Source organism: Halalkalibacter alkaliphilus (assembly GCF_023555415.1).
Taxonomy (GTDB): Bacteria; Bacillota; Bacilli; order Bacillales; family Bacillaceae_D; genus Halalkalibacter; species Halalkalibacter alkaliphilus.
The window spans coordinates 32,074-53,711 of sequence record NZ_JAKRYL010000024.1; the positions used below are offsets into that span (position 1 = coordinate 32,074).

The following is a 21,638-nucleotide window of genomic DNA, read 5'->3' on the forward strand; positions in this document are numbered from 1 at the left end:
AGAAATTTTGCTACACAGTCGCCTGATCCTTTTCTTCCTCATAAGTTAGAACCTGATCAACATCTTCGTATGATGCACCATAAAGTTCCTTATCTTTATAAGTATGAATATTTTCATACGTTTGCTTCATTTTTTCGAAAATGCTTTTTTCGGATTCATCTGTTGGGGACCAGTATAGAATTTCTAATTCATTCACTTCATTCGTTGCAAGTGAACGCCTTCTGTAGCCAACTGACTGTGCATGCTTAAATCCTTCTCGACTGTAGAAGCGCTGGCGCTTCTTTGTATCCGTGTCATCATAATCCACTGGCTCTACTTCTAGAATAATCGGCTTGTTCTTTTGCTTCAACTTGTTTAATAACTTTTTTCCTAACCCTTGCCCTCTTGCATTCGTTGAGACAAAAAGGTAGTCGACAAAAACGAAGTCTTCCGTTTCTACATACATCATAACATGATTTGGCCCTTCATCCTTATGATAAATATCCGCCTTCTCTTTTAAAAGCAACTCAATATGCTCTTTTGATTTCATTTCTTCGATTGGAAAGTATTGATTGAGCTTCTCATACCAGTTCATTCTCGTACCTCCATTATCTTTGATAACTTTAGTATATTCCTCTTTCGCACATGCTTAAACTGCCTCATTTCAGCATATAGTGGGAAGACTTACCTCCATCCCCATTATTTTGACACTACATAACTTATTCATACAATTGCACCATGTTCCATCAAGTCTCAGATCACTGCATTGCAGCACTATGCTAAAGAGGGGTCTGACCCCTGCTTTAACGCAACAAGAGCTGTTACTTTTCGTAACAGCTCCATCATTAGTCCAAAGGCTTGTAATTCACTCCTTGTGTATATCGGTTTGCTGCATTCCATAAGAGAAATTCATTGATTCCTTGTTCATTTAATGCACGGATTTGTGCTTCAACTTCTTCCTTTCCATACTTTTTGTAATTACCTGCACCTAACCAAGAGGCAGTGAAATCTTGAATCCAAGGCCTCGATACAGGCGGATCCTCTAAAGCGTCTAATACTTCGTTCTCTACTTTTGCATATTCTTTTGTTAATTCGTACGGATACAAATCAGGCTTATCAATTCCAAAATAAGGCGTCCAATGACTTGGATAGATCATCGATGAAATAACATCAACGTTTTCAGATATTTTCGAGAAATTTTGCCCGATTCCTGGTGCTTCTGAAATCGTCGCTGCATAACCAAAAATATCTACAGAAACGTCGACATGATAAGAGGCTAATCGCTCTCTTGCATACGCGACGAAGTCAGTCACAGCCTGCACCCTTTTTTGAACGTTATCATCCCCATCTTCATAATTCCCTAATCGATACTCTAATATTTCATCACGGCGTTCAAAACCTTCAGGAAAACGCACGTAATCAAATTGAATTTCTTTAAAGCCCATTTTTGCTGCTTTTTCAGCAATGTCAATATTGTATTCCCACACCTCTTGTAAAAAAGGATTCACAAATGCCTCTCCCCGGCCATTTTTCCAAACTTCGCCATTTTCTAAAAACGATAACTCGGGCTTTTTCTCAGCTAAAACCGTATCTTTAAACACGACGATTCGAGCAATTGGATATATTTCATTTTCTTCAAGTGTTTCCATTAACTGGTCAGTATCTCCAATAAAATTTTGGGAAATGTTATAAAACGGTGAGTCTTCCTCTGGGCGATATGTTAAGTAACCATGATCGTCTTTAATGTCTACCACCATTGAATTTAACTCAGACGTGTTGATTAAATCGAGTAGTGACAAAAAGCGTTGTCCACCGGCAGAATTACCTGTAACATATATGCCTCGTACACCGTCTTTTGGATAAATAAACGAATAACCTGAGTCATAATCAAATCGGACCATTTGTTCAGGCAAACCTAAATCTGTCTTTGTTAATAACTTTTGCTGATGGTCTCTTGCTTTGCTTGACTCCGTTTGTTCTGCTTGTACAGAAAATGTACCCATAACCAAGCCAAAAATACAAAGCATGAGCACAAACACCAATTGTTTCCCCATTGTGTCTCACAACCTTCTTTTTTGGTTTTTGTGTTCACAATTATAGTGTATGTACTAATCCTCGTCTTTAGCATCCCAATCTTCGGGAAGTGGTTCTTCTGCTTCTTGTGCAAGCTGCTTTCTTTTTATGTCGAGCTGCTCTTTGTGCCAAAGAAACTGCTCACGATTTATTAAATGCTTCTCTCCATCAAATACCGTCTTCACATGACCAAGCTTGACCTGCTTAGCAATATATTCCTCAGGTAAATCCAAATAAGCTGCTAGTTCTGAAATGGTTACATACATATTTAATCCCTCCTCCTAAATTATACTTTTTTGTTTAACGAATTGTCATCCTAAGTACAAAAGAAAAAGCCAGTGATCAAAGCCACTGACTGATACGATCTATATAGGCAATACATAGAGAATTATTAAGAAAAAGTGAAAGATTGTTCCCGCTAAAACAAACATATGCCAAATTGCATGATGATATTTAAACCCTCTCCACACATAAAAAACCGTCCCTACTGTATAACAAATTCCGCCAATGAAAAGGAAAGCTATACCAGCAGGAGGGAGTGTTTCAACGATTGGCTTAATGGCAAAAATAGCAAGCCATCCCATTCCAACATAAAAAATTGTTGATAAAAATAAAAACTTCTTCACAAAGAAAAATTTAAACACGACCCCAATTGTAGCAATCCCCCATACAATTCCAAACAATGTCCAACCAAGAGTGCCTTGAACGACGATAAACAATAAAGGTGTGTAACTTCCAGCAATGAATAAGTAAATAGATGCATGGTCAAAGACTTCAAAAAGATCTTTCACTCTTCCTTGCGGTAAGGCATGAACCATAGTTGAAGAAAAATATAGTAAAAGCATTGTTACGCCGTAAATAGTAAAACTTACAATATGCAAAACAGAACCGTATAAGCTTGAAAATACAATGAGTAATACTAACGCAGCTACGCTAAGTAACGCTCCAATTCCATGTGTAATTGCGTTTGCTATTTCTTCCCCTTTTGAAAATGTGTGTGTTGTTGCCATTTCAAACTCCTTTCAAACTTCCTTGCCCTGTATTATACACCTTTTATCAATGACAATACTACCCTTATTCAAGAAATTATGTTGCACTTTCTATCGGAACTCTATATAATAGTTGAAATACACTTTTTTATTGACAGAATTGTTAACACAACTAAGAATAGGAGGAATGTTACGTGAGACATGTTACATTAGTTCAATTGTTCGATCATCCAATCACACAAAAATATGTTAAAAGGTCAGGGATGGCTCATGCAGTTGCCTGTGCTTATCATGCCTATCATTTAGCAATAAAGCACGAAGTTGATCCCGACCGTGCAACAAAGGCTGCATTCCTTCATGATATCGGACATTATACTTGGTATCGAGATGGTCAATGGGATTATAATTTATACAAAGAATATGACATACATGCAATAAAAGGTTCTGAACGAGCGCACAAGCTTCTAATTCGACTTGGCGAGCACCCACGTACCGCAAAAGAAATTGCTTTAGCCATTTTGCTCCATACTGATTCTTATTTACCAAATGGATATCTTGAACTCAACCCCCTTCAGCATGTGGTTGCTTTGGCAGACGAAGCAGATGAAGAACCAGGCGGAGAGCATCACTACCGCACAATATCCGATCGGCGCGCAAGGCGTATGCTAGGCCTTCTTGATAAGAAAGTCGAAGCCCATTCAAACAAAGACTTTATAGAACGCTCAATGTGAGGAATGTTGACTCTCTCTAACGACTGTATATAAATCATGCTTTTGTCGTTTAGAGGAACTGAGTCAACTTTTTTTCTCCTAATGGCGGGCTGTTGAATTTCGACCTCCTTTATCATTCTTTTCATTACATTAGTAAAAAAATTGATTGACGTTGCAACAGCTTCATGCTACATTAAATCCATCACAATTATATACCCTAAAAAGGGGAGTAGCGACCAATAATGGTCAATGAGTCGTCATGACAGTGATACATTCACTCGGTTCATTGAGCTTTGAAAGCATCCTTTTGTTTTGCTTTCAAAGTACGCAAGACCTTTTTATGAGAGACTGAAATTTCGGGCAGACTCTCATAAAAGGGTCTTTTTTGTGTCAAAATTTTTAGGGGGAATTATTATTATGGTCTATTTGGGATTCATTTTTGCAGCGGTTATAACCGTTTTTGCTGCTATTAAATTATCTACTTATGCTGATACGATTGGAGAAAAGACATCTCTTGGAGGTATGGTTGTTGGGACGATTTTTCTTGCAGGAGCAACCTCACTTCCTGAAGTTACAACAAGTGTATCTGCTATCGTGTTAGATAGTCCCGACATTGCTGTAGGAAATGTGTTTGGTAGTAACATGTTTAACTTATTAATCATTGCCAGTTTTGATTTATACTATCGTAGACAACAAATTTTTAAAAATGCTGGAAAATCACATATTTACACTGCAAGTATCGGCCTTCTCTTAGCCACAGTTGCCTTACTTGCTCTTTCATTGAAAATTAATTATTCGATTCTTGGAATTGGTGTTGACGTTTGGATCCTTATGTCCATTTATGGTTTAGGTATTTGGTTGATTTCTTACTTATCTAAAAAGTACCCTGAAGAACCAGTAGCAGAACCTGAAGAATATAATTTATCAGCTATTCCACTAAAAAGAGCAATTATCGGTTTTGTCATTGCTGCTCTCTTCATTATGGGAGCAGGAACTCTTTTAACCGTTACAGGGGACCAGATTGCTGTTATTACGGGGTTAGGTGCTAGTTTTGTCGGGAGCTTTCTGATCGCGGCAACAACCTCTTTACCAGAAGCGATTGCCGTTTTAGTTGCCCTACAACTAAGAAATTATAACCTAGCCATTGGTTCAATTTTAGGAAGCAATTTATTTAATATTTTAATCCTAGGAGCTTCTGATGTCTTTTACCGCCAAGGTTCCATTATTGCTGCTGTATCCGATGTTCATCAAATAACTGCGGCAGCTGTCGGAATACTATCTGTTGTTATTTTATATGCGCTTGTTCGTAAACCACGAGAGTCCTCTATACGTTATGCAATGCCTTCAGTTATCCTAGTGATTCTTTACTTTATCTCATCTTATTTAATATTCATTCAATAAAAGAAAGGTTACACAGAATCTGTGTAACCTTTCTTTTATTGCTTATCACCGCAGAATTACAAGGTCTTCCATTAAGTCATAAGTTAACCCACCATTGATTCTTTGAACAATCACCCCTTGTTCGTCAATTACAATCGTTGTTGGGATCCCAATAATTTGATATTTTTTCATTACCTCTCCTTCTACATCTAGCAATGGATCAAAAGTAGCTCGGTAGTGTTGAAGAAATGGTCTTATCTCTTCTTTTCCTCTTTCTTGGCTTGTCATGTTAATCGCTAAAAAAGCGGCACCTTTCTCTTTTAATCTTTTTTCCATTTCCAAAATGATTGGCATTTCTTCTTGGCAAGGATGACACCATGTGGCAAAGAAATTCACAACTACTGGCTGACCTAGATAATCACCCAAAGCAACTTTCTCCCCATTTAGTGTAGTTAGTTCAAATGGAAGAGCTTCTTGTCCGACTTGAACCCCTTTTTGAACCGTTGCAGCAACTGACTCTTCAACTTGTTGGTACACACTTTCAGATTGACTATACATGAAACCAACACCGCATAAAAGGACAATTAAAACACTTCTGTAAAATGCTTGCTTTGTTTTCATGAATCACGCCTCTTTTCGTTCTATTTCAAGATTGCTATAATGTAGCGTATGTCCAATTCAACGAAATCATGCGAAATGAGGGTAATGCTTTGTCCAAAATTCAACTTATGCAAATATTCGCCGTTGTCGTCCTAGTTGTGTTTGTGTATATGTCCTATCAAAACGACTCAACGATTACTTGGATCTTTTATTTAATTGTTATTGTAAATGTTCTCTTATGGATTTTGCGATTATTGGAACGCAGAAGGAAAGATCAAGCGGAGTAATAGAAGAACAAAGAAAAAGGGAAAAACCGACCTTTTCAATCCTTACATTCGCTTACGACGTGTGCGTTGGCTCCGCTCGCCGTGCGCCTTTTAGGAGAAACCCACTCCTAAAAGGCTTAAAAGATTACGGCGGCTCCACTCAACGCTTCGAGATCGTATAAAAAGGTAAAAACCGACCTTTTTATACGATCTCTTACATTTTTTTATACATATTTGTGCATATTATTTGTACAGCTTTTTCTATTTAAGGAGGCATATGTATGAAGCAATTGTTAGCAAACATGAAAGAGTTTGGCTACCATTTTTTAGATCTCCTCTTTACTTTGGAATACGAACATATAAACAAGGAACATCGCGGGCAGAAACATTCGATAGATCGTGAACCCGTTTCTGATTCTAATTCGATTCAATGATTTAAAGGAGCATTTGCTCCTCACATTGCTTAGAGGGCACTGAAAAGTTCAACCTTTTTAGTGCCCTCTTTGGGGTAATCTTTATAACATAACATGGAACGCTTCTTTTTTTACAGACACAGATGTAGGGGTCTGCCCCATCATCTCTCCATCAGCTGTAACAAAAAGCGGGTCATCACTGTCTACTTGTATAGACTCAACTTGAAGGTAATCGACACCTTTCATCGTAACATGTTTTCCTTTAAACACATTGGCTAATATGAAAAGTAGCCGCCATTTTGGGAGACTGTGAATAATACAAATATCTAACTTCCCATCATCACTAAGGGCATTCGGACAAATCTTTATTCCTCCTCCATAATACGCGTGGTTAGCTATTGCAATTAACCAAACTTTCTCAAACACCCTCTCCTCGTTATTTAATGTCAACTTTATAGACGACGGCTTATACGTTATCAACACCTTTAATATTGTCATTAAATAGGCAAGCCCACCGAACCACTTTTTCCACTTCATTTTATTAGCTTCATCTGCCACTTTTGCATCAAACCCAATCCCTACTACGGTCATGCAATGCCTATCACCAATTTCTAATAGATCGATTTTCTTTTTGTCGTTCTGCAGCAACTTTTCTATTTCTTTGACATAATCCTTAGAAATTCCCCTAGCTCTGGCATAGTCGTTTCCAGAACCAGTTGGTATCACACTGAACGGTACATTTGTCCCAATCAAACGATTCATAATCTCATGAATCGTTCCATCTCCTCCTAGTGCAATGATTCCAGAAATATCCTGATTCAAAGTTAGTAGATTATTTATGAACGCAAGCCCCTCATCTTTAGTTTCGGTAATGATGACTTGGTACTCTACATTTTTTTCTTTTAGTATCGCTTCTATTTCATTCCATACTTTTACTGAACGCCCTTTTCCTGATGTTCGATTCACTAGAAAGTAATACATAAGCTTCATGCTCCCCCTTTTTGGACGTAGTTTTCCCATAATGACTCTATATATACAAAGTTAATAATTCCAATTATAAAGGAAAAAAATGAATAAAATACTTTAATTTGCACACATTACTAGTAAATAGGTATGTTCTTCCATATATATTGAGGGAGGTGATAGATAATGAACGCATTGCAATTTAATTTTACCATTCCAAAATATGTATTCACAAAAACCGTTGGACGCTTTTTCCCTTCTATTCATTGGAACTCCCGTTTTTCATGTCTGAATTGGGGAGAAACAGAAGAACCGACTTTGCCCAATGATGATTGGGCAAAAATCAAAGTAAAGTATGGAGGAATTTGTGGAAGTGATATGAACTTGCTCTTTCTCCATGATAGTCCTTCAACTTCTCCTTATGTTTCATTTCCATTTACGATTGGACATGAAGCGGTAGGACAAATAGCTGAATTAGGGAAAAACATTTCGCATTTTTCAAAAGGTCAAAGAGTTGTTGTTAACCCTGTACTCTCATGTGAAAGTCGAGATTTAGATCCATGTCCTGCTTGTGAACGTGGAGATGAAAGTTTGTGTGAACAGAAAACGAAAGGTTCTATCGAATCTGGATTGCTTATTGGCGCTTGTAAAGACACAGGTGGGAGCTGGAGCCCATATTTTGTGGCACATAAAAGTCAAATTCTCCCATTGCCAGATGAAGTTGATGATCTAAACGGGGTGTTAGTAGAACCATTTAGTTGTGCTCTTCATGCCGTCTTAAGGAATCCTCCAAAGGAAAGGGATCACGTATTAGTCATTGGTGCAGGAGTAATAGGACTCTCTGTTGTTGCAGCAATTAAAGCACTTGATTATTCGTGCAAGGTCATAATTTTAGTCAAACATACCTTTCAAGGTGAAATGGCCAAAGCGTTTGGAGCAGATGAGGTTATTTATTTAAATGGATCATATGTAGAAAAAACAGCTAGTGCTCTTGGTGCCGAAACACTAAAACCGGTAATAGGACCTGAAATTGTCCAAGGCGGAGCAAACATTGTCTATGAATGTGTAGGCAAGAAGAAAAGTGTCACAGATGCACTACGCTTTACTGAAAGTGGCGGGAAGGTCGTCCTCCTTGGTTTGGCTAGTATTATGAAACAAGTTGATTGGACGACAGTATGGCTCAACGAATTAACGATTAAAGGGTGCTTTGCTTATAGTACAAACGAGTTTGAGGGACAAAGGATGAATACTCTTCAAATTGCAATTGAGCTGATGAAAAGAGGAAAAGTAGATCTATCACCTCTTATTACACATCAATACCCTCTGCACGACTATAAGGTAGCTTTCAACACCATCACGAAAAGAAAACGAGAAAATGCATTGAAAGTTGTCTTCAATCATGATCAAACTACTGTTGGAGGTTAGACATGAAGAATTTTATGCTTAGTTCAAACCCTACAAGTCCATTTTTACAAAGGCTATCCGATGGGCTCGTTTCAACATTTTCAAGAAATGGTTTTACGTATACTAATAACCCAAATGACCCACTTCAACTCGTCTTTCATTTTGTCACAGAAGAAGATATCAAGCCTTTTAGAAGAAAGGCCCAAGCAACGTTTGTCGTTGCAGTACTAGAAAGTTCAGGCCAACCTTACGATTTATTTACAGAAGTCTATCCATTTCTCATCCGCTCATTAGCGAATCACTTTATGTATATTAATCATCGTTCAGGTAAAACAGATGTTCATTTCTTAACACCTGAACAGGGTTGTTATTCCATTTCATATCATGAAGGGAATGATGAACAGCAGTTTCTTGATAAAATATACGAGCGTTTGCAACCTCTTACTTGTTCAAGACTTGTTATTGATAATCAATTCTCCGAAGATCTTCCAAAGCAACTTTGGCACGGAGATCGCGTAACAACTGAATTAAGTCAATCTGGCAAAAAACTTGATGAGATGGACTTACTCCCAGCTCCCTTTCCTTTGGACAAGTATTTAAGCGAAAGAGATATGCGTCATTTAAATAAACTTTATGGTCTTGGTGGGTTAAGTTATGGAAATTTAAGTGCCAGAAGTGATGAAGACCATTTTTGGATGAGTGCTAGTGGAATTAACAAAGCCAACATGAAAGAAATCGGGCGGGATATATTATATATAAAAGGTTACAATGATGAGGAAAATCACATTGAAGTTAGTATTCCACCGAACGTCAGTCCGAAACGTGCTTCTGTAGATGCAATCGAACATTGGATGATTTATAGAGAACACCCTGATGTTGGTGCTATTGTTCATATCCATGCTTGGATGGAAGGCATTCAAGCTACTGAAATTAATTATCCTTGTGGAACGCTTGAACTCGCAGAAACAGTTGCCTCTCTTATTCGTGAGTCTGATAACCCATCAGAGGCCATTATCGGGTTAAAAAATCACGGGCTGACAATCACGGGGCCTTCACTTGAAAATATCTTTAATCGAATTGAAGGGAAGATTCAACGACAAGTTCCAATGTCTTAACTTTACACAATATAAAAGGCTGACTAACAACTGACCCTAAGACCATATGGGTCAGTTTTGTCATCCTTTTATAAGACTTGCTTTGTTCGAACTAACTGTTTAATAACATAAGCAATATGCCTAGCCGCATCAGGTTTTTTTAACTTTCTTGCGTTTGAAACTAACTGATGATACGTCTCTTCGTTAAACACCATGTCTTCTAAATGACTAGAAATGTCTTCAATTCGTTCTGCTTTCACAGCGGTGCCAAAATCAACTAAAAATTGGGCGTTATCTTCTTCATGTCCTGGAACTGGCTGATAAATCAAAATTGGGGTCTCACAAGCTAAAGCTTCTGATACAGTTAATCCACCTGCTTTTGAAATAACAAGATCACTCGCCCGTAAATAATTTGTGAATTGATTAGTATATGAAATTATGTGTAGCCGATGTTTGCTTTTACACTGGCGGATCTTCTCTTCTAACTCTTTATTTGTTCCCGTCATACATAAAATTTGAATGTTCTGCTGTAGTTCTTCCAAGGTTCGAATGATCTCTTCATACTTGCCCAAACCTAAGCCCCCACCAGATATAAGAATCGTTTTTTCATCTGGTTGCAGCTTTAAATCATTTCGTAACTTCCATCTAGGGATGTTGATATCTGGAATTTCCTTTATCGGAATTCCTGTACAAAACAATTGTTCTAACGATAAATTATGCTCTTTGGCAAAATGATCAATATGTGGTGAAGCTGTAAAATATCCATCTATTTCAGGCCTTACATAAGCAGGATGTAAATACAAATCAGTAATTACTGTATATAACGGCATGGTTAAATTTTTCTTTTTCTTTAACCTCGCTAAAAAAGCAGTAACAAACGGGTGTGTTGATATCATGACACTGGTTCTTTGTTTCTTAATGATTGAATTTAACTTCTCACAGAAGAATGTACCTAATTGATCTAATACTAAAAACCATGAGTATTCTTCACTATATCGATAAAGCCTCCCCCAAAGCCTTGGGGTCTTCTCTATCATCCGTAAATATAACTCTAAAAAAGTTTTGTGTAATAACGGATGAATGGAGTGAAATGTATCAATAATCGTCACTGTTTCGCCTTGTTGCTCAAATTGTTCTTTCAAGGCTTTAGAAGCTTCGTTATGACCATTTCCGATAGATGCCGAAAAGATTGTAATTTGACTCATAAGCGAACCTCACTTCCTTGAACCAGGTACAAATACGATAGATAAAGTTAGTGTTTACTTTTTCTTGTAGAACATTCACATCCAGCATATGAAAAAAGTTGTCTTTTCAAATGGCTGTTTTCGCATACTTTTGCAGGAGTCGAGTGACTTCCGCTCCATTTCACTACGAGAAAACACATTTCTTCACAGCAGCAATCTTTACGAAAACAGCCTTTTTAAATAAAGTATGTACCTATGTTTTTTGAAAGCAATCTGATATGATTTGATGTATAACAATTGTTAATGGAAGGAATGACAAATATGAAAACCGTATTTTCTGGAATTCAACCAAGTGGTACGCTTACACTGGGAAATTATTTAGGAGCAATGAAGCATTTTGTTGACATGCAAAATGATTATAATTGTTATTTTTGTATTGTTGATCAACATGCGATCACAGTTCCACAAGATCGATTAAAACTACGTGAAAATATACGCAGCCTTGCTGCCCTATACTTAGCTGTTGGAATTGATCACGAGAAGGCAACACTTTTTATTCAATCAGAAGTTCCTGCTCATGCTCAACTTGGATGGTTAATGCAATGTGTTTCTTACATAGGTGAGCTTGAGCGTATGACTCAATTTAAAGATAAGTCGGACGGCAAAGAAGCTGTCTCATCGGCCTTGCTTACTTATCCACCATTAATGGCTGCAGATATTCTTCTGTATAAAACGGATATCGTTCCTGTTGGAGAAGACCAGAAGCAGCATCTTGAACTTACACGTGACTTAGCAGAACGTTTTAATAAAAAATACAATGATATTTTTACGATTCCTGAAGTTCGGATTCCTAAGGTAGGGGCACGAATTATGTCTTTAAATGATCCATCTAAGAAAATGAGTAAATCCAATCCGAATCCGAAAAGTTACATCTCAATGCTTGATGATGAGAAGACCATTACGAAAAAAATTAAAAGTGCCGTTACCGATACGGAAGGTAGCATCCGTTTTGATCGCGATGAGAAACCGGCAGTTTCAAATTTACTTTCTATTTATTCCCTATGTTCAGGTGAATCCATTGAAAACATCGAAGAACGTTATGTAGGAAAAGGTTATGGTGATTTCAAGTCTGATTTAGCTGAAGTCGTTGTCGAAACATTACGTCCGATTCAACAACGCTACTATGAATTAATCGACTCAGAAGAACTTGATGACATTCTCGATCACGGAGCAAATAAAGCAAATGATGTTGCTTTACGCATGATCGAAAAAGCCGAGCGAGCAATGGGGTTAGGACGCAAGAAAAAGAAATAAAAAGCGAAGGACAGGTATCTCTTGTCCTTCGCTTTTTCTAATGGACAGGAAAATTCTGTCCTGCTGGTTATTTAATAACCACTATTTTTCTTCATGATTTTACCAACAAAAAATGAAAGTCCAAGTGTTCCAACAAGTAATACAACCGTTAGGATTTGCATGACTGTATATGCGAAGTTATCCATTTTTACCCTCCTCATGCCTTTTAACATTTCGTTATTAATTATAGGAGAGTTCAGATACATTGTAAATGCCTAAGAAAAAGCCAATTAGACTATTTCTTAGGCATTAGTATGCTTTTTATACTTCGCTCTATACTTGTTCACAAACCGTTCAATTATTTTACGCTTGTCCCATGTTCAAGCTCCCAAAGCTTCTCAAAGAAAGCTTGTCCTCTAACTAAAGCTTCGCATAATTGATGATGTCTTTCAGTCCACCCTTGACGTATTTCTGAATAAAGCTGTTCCCATGCTTCATCCCTATTAAGCATTTGAATTCGTACATAATCATTTGGGCTCCATTCTGTATACCAATACCGTACTTCAGCATCAGTACCAGTTGAATAAAGTTGATCTAGTGCCATATATAAAAGCTGTTTTAATTGACGCTCTCTTCTTGTCAGCCCCCAAAGATCTTCTGGGCTTGGTGAAAGGATGTGATAATCCTTTTGTACATCTAAAGTTAAATCAAACTGTTTCCATTCATTTTGTTTTAATTGCTCATATACCATTTGTTCTTGTCTTGGGGTTAGTCGGCTTTTTCTTATAGGAGTTTTGTACCCCATTGTATCAATTGCAATTATTCTTTCACCATCAGTTGCAATAAAACAATAATCTAATTGAATACGTGACATATTTTTCCTGAGGTAACTCTGTTGGTGAACTTCCGATAACAATTCTTCTGGTAAATCAGATAGGTCATTTTCAATATAATGGAATAGGTTCGGAGTAACATATACCAAAATGGCTTGATCTAATACTTCAATTCTGTCATCACTGCGCCATTCATGGAAATCACATACGTTGTATCCATTTTCTTCCCCTTCGAACCAATTGACCCATACGTCCCGGATATGGACCATAAAAAACCCCCCTTACTGTATTTCGTTTTGTATCAACAGTATAGGCAGGGGAGAACCAGTTTATTCCACACTCTCTCAATTCATTCCAATTATTCTATGGTTTTTTTTCTTTTTTATTTCTTTTCATTGGATACGTCATAGATACAATGATGATCACGATCCCAATAATAAAGAAATAAAATTCTACCCTATGCAGTAAAAACTGTAAATACATTAACGATGTATAGCCTGTGATCAACAAATTCAAGTATGCTAAGATAGTTATTCCACCTATTACTGCAAACGAGAAACCTACAAGAACAAAGAACAATCTAATCATGAGCTATCACAACAAACGAATACCATTTTTTCTCACCTCTCATGTTTTGAACAAAGATCGATCAAGAAACGTGTCAGCAGATAAAGGTAATAAACGTAACGTCGTGTCTGATTCATCCGTAGCTGATTCGATGATCTTATAGCCGGTATAATATCCTAACCATAATGGAATCCCTAACTCTTTATTTCCATAAAGAAGTGGAAGATAATTCTTCCTCCCTTTTTTCTGTAAATTAGGGCGAATCCATCTTTCAAACCACTGATTCGTCCAAGCATGATCATAACGCGTTGTCCAACTAGCACATGCCCCAACCCCTAATTCTTCTTTCACAGCAAATTCAGCTAGACCTTCCATCACCATTGATTCAAGAAATGTCACTGATTCCTCAGCTTGATTCATTGCTTGCAAGCGACATATATGGTGGTATTCATGAGTAATTAATGCTAATAAATCTTCCTTTGTTGTAGATGAATTGATAAAAAGAACGATGCCACTGTCTAATGAAAGCCCTGTTTTACCACCTAGTTCCTTCTTTAAAAATTGATCATGATCATTCATGGGCAATATATATATCTTTACATCTGGACCATTCCATTTGTGTTGTAATTTTAAAAACTGTTCTTTAATAATAAACCATGGTAACGTCTCGCTCCATTTTTCATATTCTAAATTAATTGATTGATCTGGTAGAAACAGTCCCATCTGAATGAGATATTGGTGAAGACCTAATACATCATTAGTTGAAAAGATTTCACATAGTGGCTCAATGATTAAATCACGCTGACATACCACTTTTTCTTCAATTGTCTTTGCTTTATTCCACTTATTGTTGTAGTGATATAACCACTTGTCCGTTCTAACAACCCCCATTTTGATGACACCCTCCTTATTTCCACTATATGAAGAGTTTGTCTAAAATGAACCAACTTCTGCCTTTTCTACAAAAAATCATTAGAAAATGAGGAAAATATAAAAAAAGATAGCTAGAGCTATTTACAATATAACCCTGGCTATCTTTTTCATTAGACTAGAAATGTAATTTTATTTTGTTCTTTGTTCCAAACAAGAGTCGCATTAAATGTTTTTTCATCTTTTTTAAATCCTTCGATCGTTTCTGTCTTTCCATCTTTCAGTAAATTCTTCACATCTTTTTGCCTGATTTTTTTTCCAAGTATAACTTTAGAAATCGTGAACTTACATTGATGTGATTGATATTGACTGCATCCATAGAATGTACCTTTATCTAAAATAGATCCTCCACAGCCCGGACATTTCCCTACTGAAGCAGAGCGCCTTTTTCCTCGTTTCGGTTTCTTTTGCATCGACGACGTGTCAAAATTTGAAAAGTCCCATGATAGAGACTGTCTACTTGCTTCATCAAGTAAATGAGTAACAAGTTTCTTCGTTTGATCCATAAAAATCGCAGGGGACGCCTCTCCCTTTCCAATCTCACGTAATCGCTGCTCCCACTTAGCCGTCATCTCCGCAGAAGTTAGAAGACTTGCCCCTAATGCCTCAATCAATAACCGACCTTTTTCAGTTGGATAAACGATGTTTTTCGTTACTGTCATATATCCCCTGTCTTTTAAAACCGTTATAATTCCTGCTCTCGTTGCTTCTGTTCCAAGTCCTTGTGATTCCATCAATACTTTCTCAAGTTCTTGGTCGGTTACTTGTTTCCCAGCTGTTTTCATGACATTGATAAGCTGACCCTCTGTATACCTTTTAGGGGGCTGTGTAACAGATTCTTTCGTCTCTATATGTTTAACTTGCCCATTATTTCCTACTCCAAGGGCAGGAAGCTCTTGATCTTTTTCTCGTTTATTTGTCTGAATGATTTTTCTCCATCCTAATTGCTTCACTACTTTCCCTTTCGATTGGAATGTGGCTCGATTATCAACGAGTGTTTCGACTTTGGTCGTGTCAACAAGTGCATCTTCTTCATGTGCAGCAAGGAGAGAACGAACAACTAGATCATAAATGTTTTTTTCTTCTTTTGTGAGCTTTTCAAGTTCAGGTACTTGTTCAGTTGGAATAATGGCATAATGGTCGGTTACTTTTTGATCATTCACAAAACGTGGGTTACCAATTAACGTTGAAACAGGGAGAGGAAAATACGATGCATATTCCGGTTTCGTTGATAAAGTTTCAAGAATGGTTGGAAACGTGAATGCTTCTCCCTTTGTAACATAAGGAGAGTCTGTTCTCGGATATGAGATAAAGCCTTTAACATAGAGCTTTTGTGCGATATCGAGTGTTTTTTTCGGTGAATAACGATAGCGTTGATTTGCTACTGTTTGTAGACTAGAAAGAGTATAGAAAAAAGGCGGCTTAAATCGTTTTTCTTCTTTTTTCACATCAACAATCGTTGCTTGTTTCCCTTTACAAAAGCTTGCGATTTTATTTGCCAATTCTGCCGTTTTTATACGCTTCTCACCATCTTTGTGCCATACGCCTTTGAATTCTTTTCCTTCGACAATAAAAGTAGCCGTTACTTCCCAAAACGGTTCAGGTTTAAAATCTTCAATCTCTTGTTCCCTCTTCACAATAAGGGCTAGCGTTGGGGTTTGAACTCTACCAGTTGAAAAGACATCTGATACTCCTTTTTTTTGTAAAAGAAGAGTGTATACCCTCGATGCATTCATACCAACGAGCCAATCGGCACATGATCTACTTAATGCTTCGTAGTATAGAGGTCTTGTTTGTTCTTCAGTTTTTAGTGAGCGAAACCCTTCCTCTACTGCCTTCCTCGTCAGAGAAGATAACCACAGCCGTTTTAATGGTTTTTGAACGTTACATTGATCAATAATTAAACGCACGATCAATTCCCCTTCACGGCCAGCATCACCTGCCATGATGATTTCAGTCACATTCGATTGTTGTACCAATTTTTTGATCACTTGAAACTGTTTGCCTTTCCCTTTTGAGACTTGATGCTGAAACCTTGAAGGCAAAATTGGCAATGTGTCTAACTTCCAAGTCTTCCATTTTGCATCGTAAACCTCAGGTGGAACTAGCTCACATAAATGACCAACAGCCCACGTAATGTAGGCGCCTTTTGGGAATTGAGCTGTTTTTTTAATTTCAATATACCCTGTCTTTTTTACTGATTGATACGGCGCAGCTAATTTCGCTCCTTGATCTGGCTTCTCTGCGATAATTACTTTCATCCCACTTTCTATCCTTTCGCCACACTACTTTTGATCAATTATAACTCATTATAGAAATAATAAGTGAAAAATTCCCCTTTCCGCCCAAAATAGTGTTACTATACAAAAAGATACTTTTCATCAATTATTTACAATTGTTAAAAATTTATATGCTTAAGCTTTCTTTGCAAATAAAGAAGCTTGCATCACCTTTTAATTATCATAAATAAAAGGAGAAAATTATGGCTACTTTAAATAAGTCTGTTCCTTTATCTGCCTATACCCAATTTAGCCGTTCTGAATGGGCAAAATTGTCACAATCAACTACTGAGATTTTGTCTGCTCTTGAACGTGAAAAGCTAGGAAGTATTAATGAGACAATTTCTGCAGATGAGGTTACTGATATCTATCTTCCACTATCACAATTACTATATATGCACATGACTCACTCTGTTACTTTACATGATAATGTTAGTAGTTTTTTGCAGAAAAAAACAAAGAAAGTTCCATTTGTTATCGGGGTAGCTGGTAGCGTTTCGGTAGGAAAGAGTACCACTGCACGGTTAATACAAGCATTAGCTTCACGCTGGCCCAATAACCCTAAAGTTGACCTAATAACTACTGATGGCTTTCTTTATCCCAATGCAGTACTTGAAGAACGAGGGTTAATGAAACGAAAAGGGTTTCCTGAAAGCTACGACATTGGCCGATTAATTCGTTTTCTATATGAACTAAAATCTGGTCACGCTTACATTGAAGCGCCTATGTATTCGCATTTAACTTACGATATATTAGAAGATACCGTTCAGAAAATAATTGAACCAGATGTTGTCATAGTTGAAGGCATTAACGTATTGCAAGTAAATAAAAAAGACCGACGTATTCCACAAGTATTTGTCTCTGACTTTTTTGATTTTTCCATTTATGTAGATGCCGATGAAGAGGACATTCGATCTTGGTATATTGAACGATTTAAATTACTTAGAAATACGGCTTTCCAGCAATCTGAATCCTTCTTCCACCGCTTTCGTCATTTAAGTGATTCAGAAGCTTACGATGTCGCCAAAGGCATTTGGACTACGATCAACGGCATCAATCTTGAAAAGAACATTCGACCAACTCGCCATAGAGCTGACCTCATCTTGAAAAAAGGGGCAGGCCATCGTGTTGAAGAAGTTCATTTAAAAAAAATGTAGAGAAGGAGGTATCCTCCCTCTCTACATACTTTTAAATTGAGAGTATCGATCGTAATTGAGATAACACCTGATAGATAAATGAAGGTTGTGTTTCTGTTTCTTCTAGCCTTTTTCTATTAACCTTCTCATCAGGCTTATCTTCTGGAGTTAACAATGTTGTTTTTATAATTCGATCACCTTCGCCTCTCACCCATAAGCGACCAAGGGCATTAACGTCTACAGAGATCTCCTCATTTCGGTTAGAAAGGAAATATACATCTTCTTCAAGTTCAAAACGATCTCCTAACTCGGAAGTAAAGATCTTATTACTAAACAAAACATTCGTCTGAAAATGCTCAAATCCATAATCAAATAATGTAATCATATCATTATAAGCATGGTCACTAGAGGGGGCATTTAATGTAACTGCAATTAACTCCATTCCATTCCTCTTTGCAGTTGTAACAAGAGTATAGCCCGACTTTCGCACAAAACCATTTTTCACCCCCGTCGCTCCATCATAATGCCAAAGCAGACGATTATGATTATAAATGACTGTTTCCCAACCTTCTCCAACCCATTCCATCTCTTTTGTACCAACAATCTCTCGAAAGGTTTCATTTTGCATAGCATATTGTGTGATCTTAGCCATGTCATAAGCTGTGGTTGTATGCTCCTCATCATATAGGCCATGAGGATTTGTGAAATTTGTGTCTTGTACTCCAATCTTCTCTTCAATAAAACGATTCATCTTCCTAGAAAAAAGCTCTTCACTTCCTGACATATGCTCTGCGATGGCTGTTCCTGCATCATTGCCAGAATTAATGAGCAACCCTTGTACAAGCTTTAGCAAAGAAACTTGTTCATCTTCTAGTAAATAAACACGTGTCCCTATTACATTTACAGCTTCTTCACTTACCGTAACGGTATCATCGAGGTTCCCTTCTTCTATCGCTACCATTGCCGTTACTATTTTTGTAATACTTGCTGGATACATCTTTTGGTTCATTTCTTGATGAAATAATATTTCTCCTGTTTCAGCGTCCATTAAAATCGCTGTTTCGCTATATAATGACAAGGTTTCGTTCGCAGCTTCTATTGTTTGGGGTCCTTGAATGAGTTGAATTAGGATGACAACAATACAAAGGATGCTTGTCTTAATAGATGTTAGTTTCACATCATCCCTCCAATCGGTAATAATCACAAAGACTAGTATAACTTAAACATATTACAACTCGTTAACACCAATATTACAGTTACCAGTGATTCTTTTTCAAAAAGATAATTGGAAGAAGTTATCTAGTCAGGTTTAATTTTCAAATTGTCGAATTTACTACATATCTAAAGTAACAACGAAACCCCTTATCAGTACTGACTTTTCACCCATTCTTGTACATATCACCTTTCATTCCTATCCAGAAAGGTATAGATTTCCCCACATTTCGTTACATAACTGTAAAGAAAGAGGTTGCTCCCTACTGCTCCATAGCTTGTTGTACTCTGTATTTGTGACTGGAAAAAGTTAGCTACTTCATCTACCCAATTTTTATGCTAGTTTAGTAGAGTACGATTTACCGAGGAGGGCATTAACTTATGAAAAAAATGATTTTTACTATTTGTGCGGCGGCATCTATTTTCTTTATTGGAGGGAATGATACACAGGCTCAATCAGTTACACACTCTGTTGTTGCTGGAGATACCCTTTATAAATTAGGTCAACAATATGGCGTTTCAGCTACTGAAATTCAAAGAGCAAATAACAAATCTTCTTCTATGATTATGGTCGGAGAAAAATTAACTATTCCTGCATCTATTTCAGCAGCAGAAAAAGACCTATTAGCACGATTAGTCCTTGCAGAAGCAGAAGGTGAACCTTATGCAGGGAAAGTAGCAGTAGCAACCGTTGTATTGAACCGTGTTGCTCACAAAGATTTTCCAAATACTGTAACAGAAGTCATTAATGAGGTCTCAAATGGCTACTACGCATTCTCACCAGTACAGAACGGTCGGATTAACCGTGCTGCTGACAGTGAATCGATTCGTGCCGTTAACGAAGCATTAGCGTTCCGTGGACAAGGTGCAGGATCACTATTTTTCTATAATCCAACGATTGCAACAAATCATTGGAATGCTACACGAACAGAAACGATTCGTATTGGTAATCATGTATTCTCAAAATAAATAGTATTGAAACAAGGCTGTCTCAAAGGTTAAAGAACGAACCTTTGGGACAGCCTTTTTAATTATTATAAAATCTTCATCATATATTCTTCGTCTACATACTTTTCATTTATCTTAAGAGCTCTTTTCTCAAACCCATATACTTGAAACCCTATAGATTCATAAAGTTGTTTAGCTTTTTTGTTATGTGCTGCAACGACTAGTTGTAACTGCTCGATTCCTTGAGCTTGCGCTTCCTCCATTACATAAATAAAAAGCTTTTTCCCTAATCCCTGTCCTCTTGCCTCTTCAGCTATAAAAACACTTCCAATTGCTGCCTTATGTTGCATTTTCAATAACTTAGAACGTGAAAGACTTATAATCCCTACAAGCTGGTCGTCTTTTTTGAACAATCCATAAAATACTTCTCCATTTGATAGTTTTGATTCAAAAAAATCAATGGTTTCCCTTACTTCTTCTTCATAGCTTGCAGCAAAGGCTTCTGGCACTTGTTTTAATGCTTGCAATCTAAGCTGTTTAAAGAGGGACGCATCTTTAGTTTGTAACTTTCTTATTTGCACAATGAAGCATCCTTTCTATATAAATAATCTTTATTTTCAATAAAAAACAGGTACTTTCCATCTAAACAAGGAATAAAACTAGTAGTATATTTTCAAGAAAGATGGTGATCCTGATGACGCGAATCTCTCGAACTTCTCGTACAAAAGCCGAACGAGTTCAAGCTGCATATGTAAATCGTTTGACTGAAGTGCATAGTGTGGATCCTATTCAACCAATTATGCGAACAGAACAAACAAAAAATCACACGAGCCATCCAACTGAAAACCATTTGCTTTCATATGAGCGATATTTTCAGACGAAACAACATATAAGAGATGCCTTTAGACACTTTTATAGGCATGAAAAGGATCTATATAACATCGCAAATAATTTAGATGAAACAAGCAAAGAAATCCTAACACATATAGAGAAACTCGTCCACAAATATAACCAAACAATGACAGCCCTTGAATCTTTTGATAAACTGTCTGGAACAAACCATCTCCTTTCAATAGAAGATTTAGTTTTACAGCATAAATGCGACTTAAAAACGATTGGGATAACCGTGCAACATTCTTCTCCATTCCTATCGTTTGATCGAGCACAATTTCTCATTCATTTAGCTAAATCAAAAACAACAACCCTTCAACAAGTAAAAAGTTTTAAGACTTTATTCATGAATAAATACCAATCATTAGCAAGGACAAAAAAATCATTATATCTCAACTATTATGAAAGTTCTCCAATTGAATTAAAAGGCTTAATGATTGAAGAAGAGGGATAACATCTACACCTTATCATCACTTATCAAATAATGAGCAAAT

General features: G+C 37.0%; 23 protein-coding genes. 10 read left to right on the forward strand and 13 right to left on the reverse strand.

The features are described 5' to 3' along the window. Positions 1–10: 10 nt before the first annotated feature. The 4 genes from MF646_RS18695 to trhA all read right to left on the reverse strand — a co-directional run bounded on the left by MF646_RS18695 (position 11) and on the right by trhA (position 3,062). The gene (locus MF646_RS18695) at positions 11–574 is read right to left on the reverse strand and encodes a GNAT family N-acetyltransferase (RefSeq protein WP_250098017.1); all 564 of its coding nucleotides are present in this window, start codon (positions 572–574) and stop codon (positions 11–13) included. Positions 575–824: 250 nt separating this feature from the next. Next, positions 825–2,033 (reverse strand): putative glycoside hydrolase, encoded by a 1,209-nt coding sequence (locus tag MF646_RS18700; RefSeq protein WP_250098018.1) that lies wholly within the window; start codon positions 2,031–2,033, stop codon positions 825–827. 54 nt (positions 2,034–2,087) lie between these two features. Continuing rightward, positions 2,088–2,318 carry a MerR family transcriptional regulator gene (locus tag MF646_RS18705; protein WP_250098019.1) on the reverse strand — a complete coding sequence of 77 codons (231 nt, stop codon included), beginning with the start codon at positions 2,316–2,318 and terminating at the stop codon, positions 2,088–2,090. A 99-nt stretch (positions 2,319–2,417) separates the two neighbouring features. Next, positions 2,418–3,062 (reverse strand): PAQR family membrane homeostasis protein TrhA, encoded by a 645-nt coding sequence (gene trhA, locus MF646_RS18710; protein WP_250098020.1) that lies wholly within the window; start codon positions 3,060–3,062, stop codon positions 2,418–2,420. 173 nt (positions 3,063–3,235) lie between these two features. Between trhA and MF646_RS18715 the strand changes: the two genes are divergently transcribed. Continuing rightward, the gene (locus tag MF646_RS18715; protein ID WP_250098021.1) at positions 3,236–3,772 is read left to right on the forward strand and encodes an HD domain-containing protein; all 537 of its coding nucleotides are present in this window, start codon (positions 3,236–3,238) and stop codon (positions 3,770–3,772) included. A gap of 396 nt (positions 3,773–4,168) precedes the next feature. Continuing rightward, a complete protein-coding gene (locus tag MF646_RS18720) occupies positions 4,169–5,152 on the forward strand; it encodes a sodium:calcium antiporter (protein ID WP_250098047.1) in 984 nt (327 codons plus the stop codon). Positions 5,153–5,197: 45 nt separating this feature from the next. On the opposite strand, the gene MF646_RS18725 is transcribed toward MF646_RS18720, so the two are convergent. Then, the gene (locus tag MF646_RS18725) at positions 5,198–5,752 is read right to left on the reverse strand and encodes a TlpA disulfide reductase family protein (RefSeq protein WP_250098022.1); all 555 of its coding nucleotides are present in this window, start codon (positions 5,750–5,752) and stop codon (positions 5,198–5,200) included. A gap of 89 nt (positions 5,753–5,841) precedes the next feature. Here MF646_RS18725 and MF646_RS18730 point away from each other — a divergent pair, with 89 nt between their 5' ends. Further along, positions 5,842–6,018, forward strand: coding sequence for a hypothetical protein (locus MF646_RS18730; RefSeq protein WP_250098023.1), 177 nt, complete (start codon positions 5,842–5,844; stop codon positions 6,016–6,018). Between the two features lie 260 nt (positions 6,019–6,278). Then, positions 6,279–6,431, forward strand: a complete 153-nt coding sequence (locus tag MF646_RS18735) for a hypothetical protein (protein ID WP_250098024.1) — start codon at positions 6,279–6,281, stop codon at positions 6,429–6,431. 81 nt (positions 6,432–6,512) lie between these two features. Here the strand turns inward: MF646_RS18735 and MF646_RS18740 are convergent, their stop codons facing one another. Then, positions 6,513–7,391 carry a diacylglycerol/lipid kinase family protein gene (locus MF646_RS18740; RefSeq protein WP_250098025.1) on the reverse strand — a complete coding sequence of 293 codons (879 nt, stop codon included), beginning with the start codon at positions 7,389–7,391 and terminating at the stop codon, positions 6,513–6,515. A gap of 168 nt (positions 7,392–7,559) precedes the next feature. Between MF646_RS18740 and MF646_RS18745 the strand changes: the two genes are divergently transcribed. Both MF646_RS18745 and MF646_RS18750 read left to right on the forward strand, forming a co-directional pair. After that, complete coding sequence (locus MF646_RS18745; RefSeq protein WP_250098026.1) at positions 7,560–8,798, forward strand: zinc-dependent alcohol dehydrogenase; 1,239 nt, start codon at positions 7,560–7,562, stop codon at positions 8,796–8,798. A 2-nt stretch (positions 8,799–8,800) separates the two neighbouring features. After that, positions 8,801–9,892: a class II aldolase/adducin family protein gene (locus tag MF646_RS18750; protein WP_250098027.1), complete on the forward strand. Its 1,092-nt coding sequence runs from the start codon at positions 8,801–8,803 to the stop codon at positions 9,890–9,892. Positions 9,893–9,960: 68 nt separating this feature from the next. Here MF646_RS18750 and MF646_RS18755 read toward each other — a convergent pair whose 3' ends face one another. Beyond that, complete coding sequence (locus MF646_RS18755) at positions 9,961–11,076, reverse strand: MGDG synthase family glycosyltransferase (RefSeq protein ID WP_250098028.1); 1,116 nt, start codon at positions 11,074–11,076, stop codon at positions 9,961–9,963. A 300-nt stretch (positions 11,077–11,376) separates the two neighbouring features. On the opposite strand from MF646_RS18755, the gene trpS reads away from it, so the two are divergent. Further along, a complete protein-coding gene (trpS, locus tag MF646_RS18760; protein ID WP_250098029.1) occupies positions 11,377–12,369 on the forward strand; it encodes a tryptophan--tRNA ligase in 993 nt (330 codons plus the stop codon). A gap of 337 nt (positions 12,370–12,706) precedes the next feature. On the opposite strand, the gene MF646_RS18765 is transcribed toward trpS, so the two are convergent. The 4 genes from MF646_RS18765 to MF646_RS18780 all read right to left on the reverse strand — a co-directional run bounded on the left by MF646_RS18765 (position 12,707) and on the right by MF646_RS18780 (position 16,939). After that, positions 12,707–13,450, reverse strand: a complete 744-nt coding sequence (locus tag MF646_RS18765) for a YjbA family protein (protein ID WP_250098030.1) — start codon at positions 13,448–13,450, stop codon at positions 12,707–12,709. A 94-nt stretch (positions 13,451–13,544) separates the two neighbouring features. Beyond that, complete coding sequence (locus MF646_RS18770) at positions 13,545–13,769, reverse strand: YuzI family membrane protein (protein ID WP_250098031.1); 225 nt, start codon at positions 13,767–13,769, stop codon at positions 13,545–13,547. Between the two features lie 39 nt (positions 13,770–13,808). Beyond that, entirely contained in the window at positions 13,809–14,639 is an 831-nt protein-coding gene (locus MF646_RS18775; RefSeq protein ID WP_250098032.1) for a DUF2268 domain-containing putative Zn-dependent protease, read from the reverse strand. A gap of 152 nt (positions 14,640–14,791) precedes the next feature. Then, entirely contained in the window at positions 14,792–16,939 is a 2,148-nt protein-coding gene (locus MF646_RS18780) for a DNA topoisomerase III (RefSeq protein WP_250098033.1), read from the reverse strand. 221 nt (positions 16,940–17,160) lie between these two features. Between MF646_RS18780 and coaA the strand changes: the two genes are divergently transcribed. Continuing rightward, complete coding sequence (gene coaA / locus MF646_RS18785; RefSeq protein ID WP_250098034.1) at positions 17,161–18,114, forward strand: type I pantothenate kinase; 954 nt, start codon at positions 17,161–17,163, stop codon at positions 18,112–18,114. A 31-nt stretch (positions 18,115–18,145) separates the two neighbouring features. Here coaA and MF646_RS18790 read toward each other — a convergent pair whose 3' ends face one another. Beyond that, positions 18,146–19,270 (reverse strand): D-alanyl-D-alanine carboxypeptidase family protein, encoded by a 1,125-nt coding sequence (locus tag MF646_RS18790; RefSeq protein WP_250098035.1) that lies wholly within the window; start codon positions 19,268–19,270, stop codon positions 18,146–18,148. 416 nt (positions 19,271–19,686) lie between these two features. On the opposite strand from MF646_RS18790, the gene MF646_RS18795 reads away from it, so the two are divergent. After that, a complete protein-coding gene (locus MF646_RS18795) occupies positions 19,687–20,274 on the forward strand; it encodes a cell wall hydrolase (protein WP_250098036.1) in 588 nt (195 codons plus the stop codon). 65 nt (positions 20,275–20,339) lie between these two features. Here the strand turns inward: MF646_RS18795 and MF646_RS18800 are convergent, their stop codons facing one another. Continuing rightward, positions 20,340–20,834, reverse strand: a complete 495-nt coding sequence (locus tag MF646_RS18800) for a GNAT family N-acetyltransferase (protein WP_250098037.1) — start codon at positions 20,832–20,834, stop codon at positions 20,340–20,342. A 113-nt stretch (positions 20,835–20,947) separates the two neighbouring features. Between MF646_RS18800 and MF646_RS18805 the strand changes: the two genes are divergently transcribed. Beyond that, positions 20,948–21,598 (forward strand): hypothetical protein, encoded by a 651-nt coding sequence (locus MF646_RS18805; protein ID WP_250098038.1) that lies wholly within the window; start codon positions 20,948–20,950, stop codon positions 21,596–21,598. Positions 21,599–21,638 lie beyond the last annotated feature (40 nt).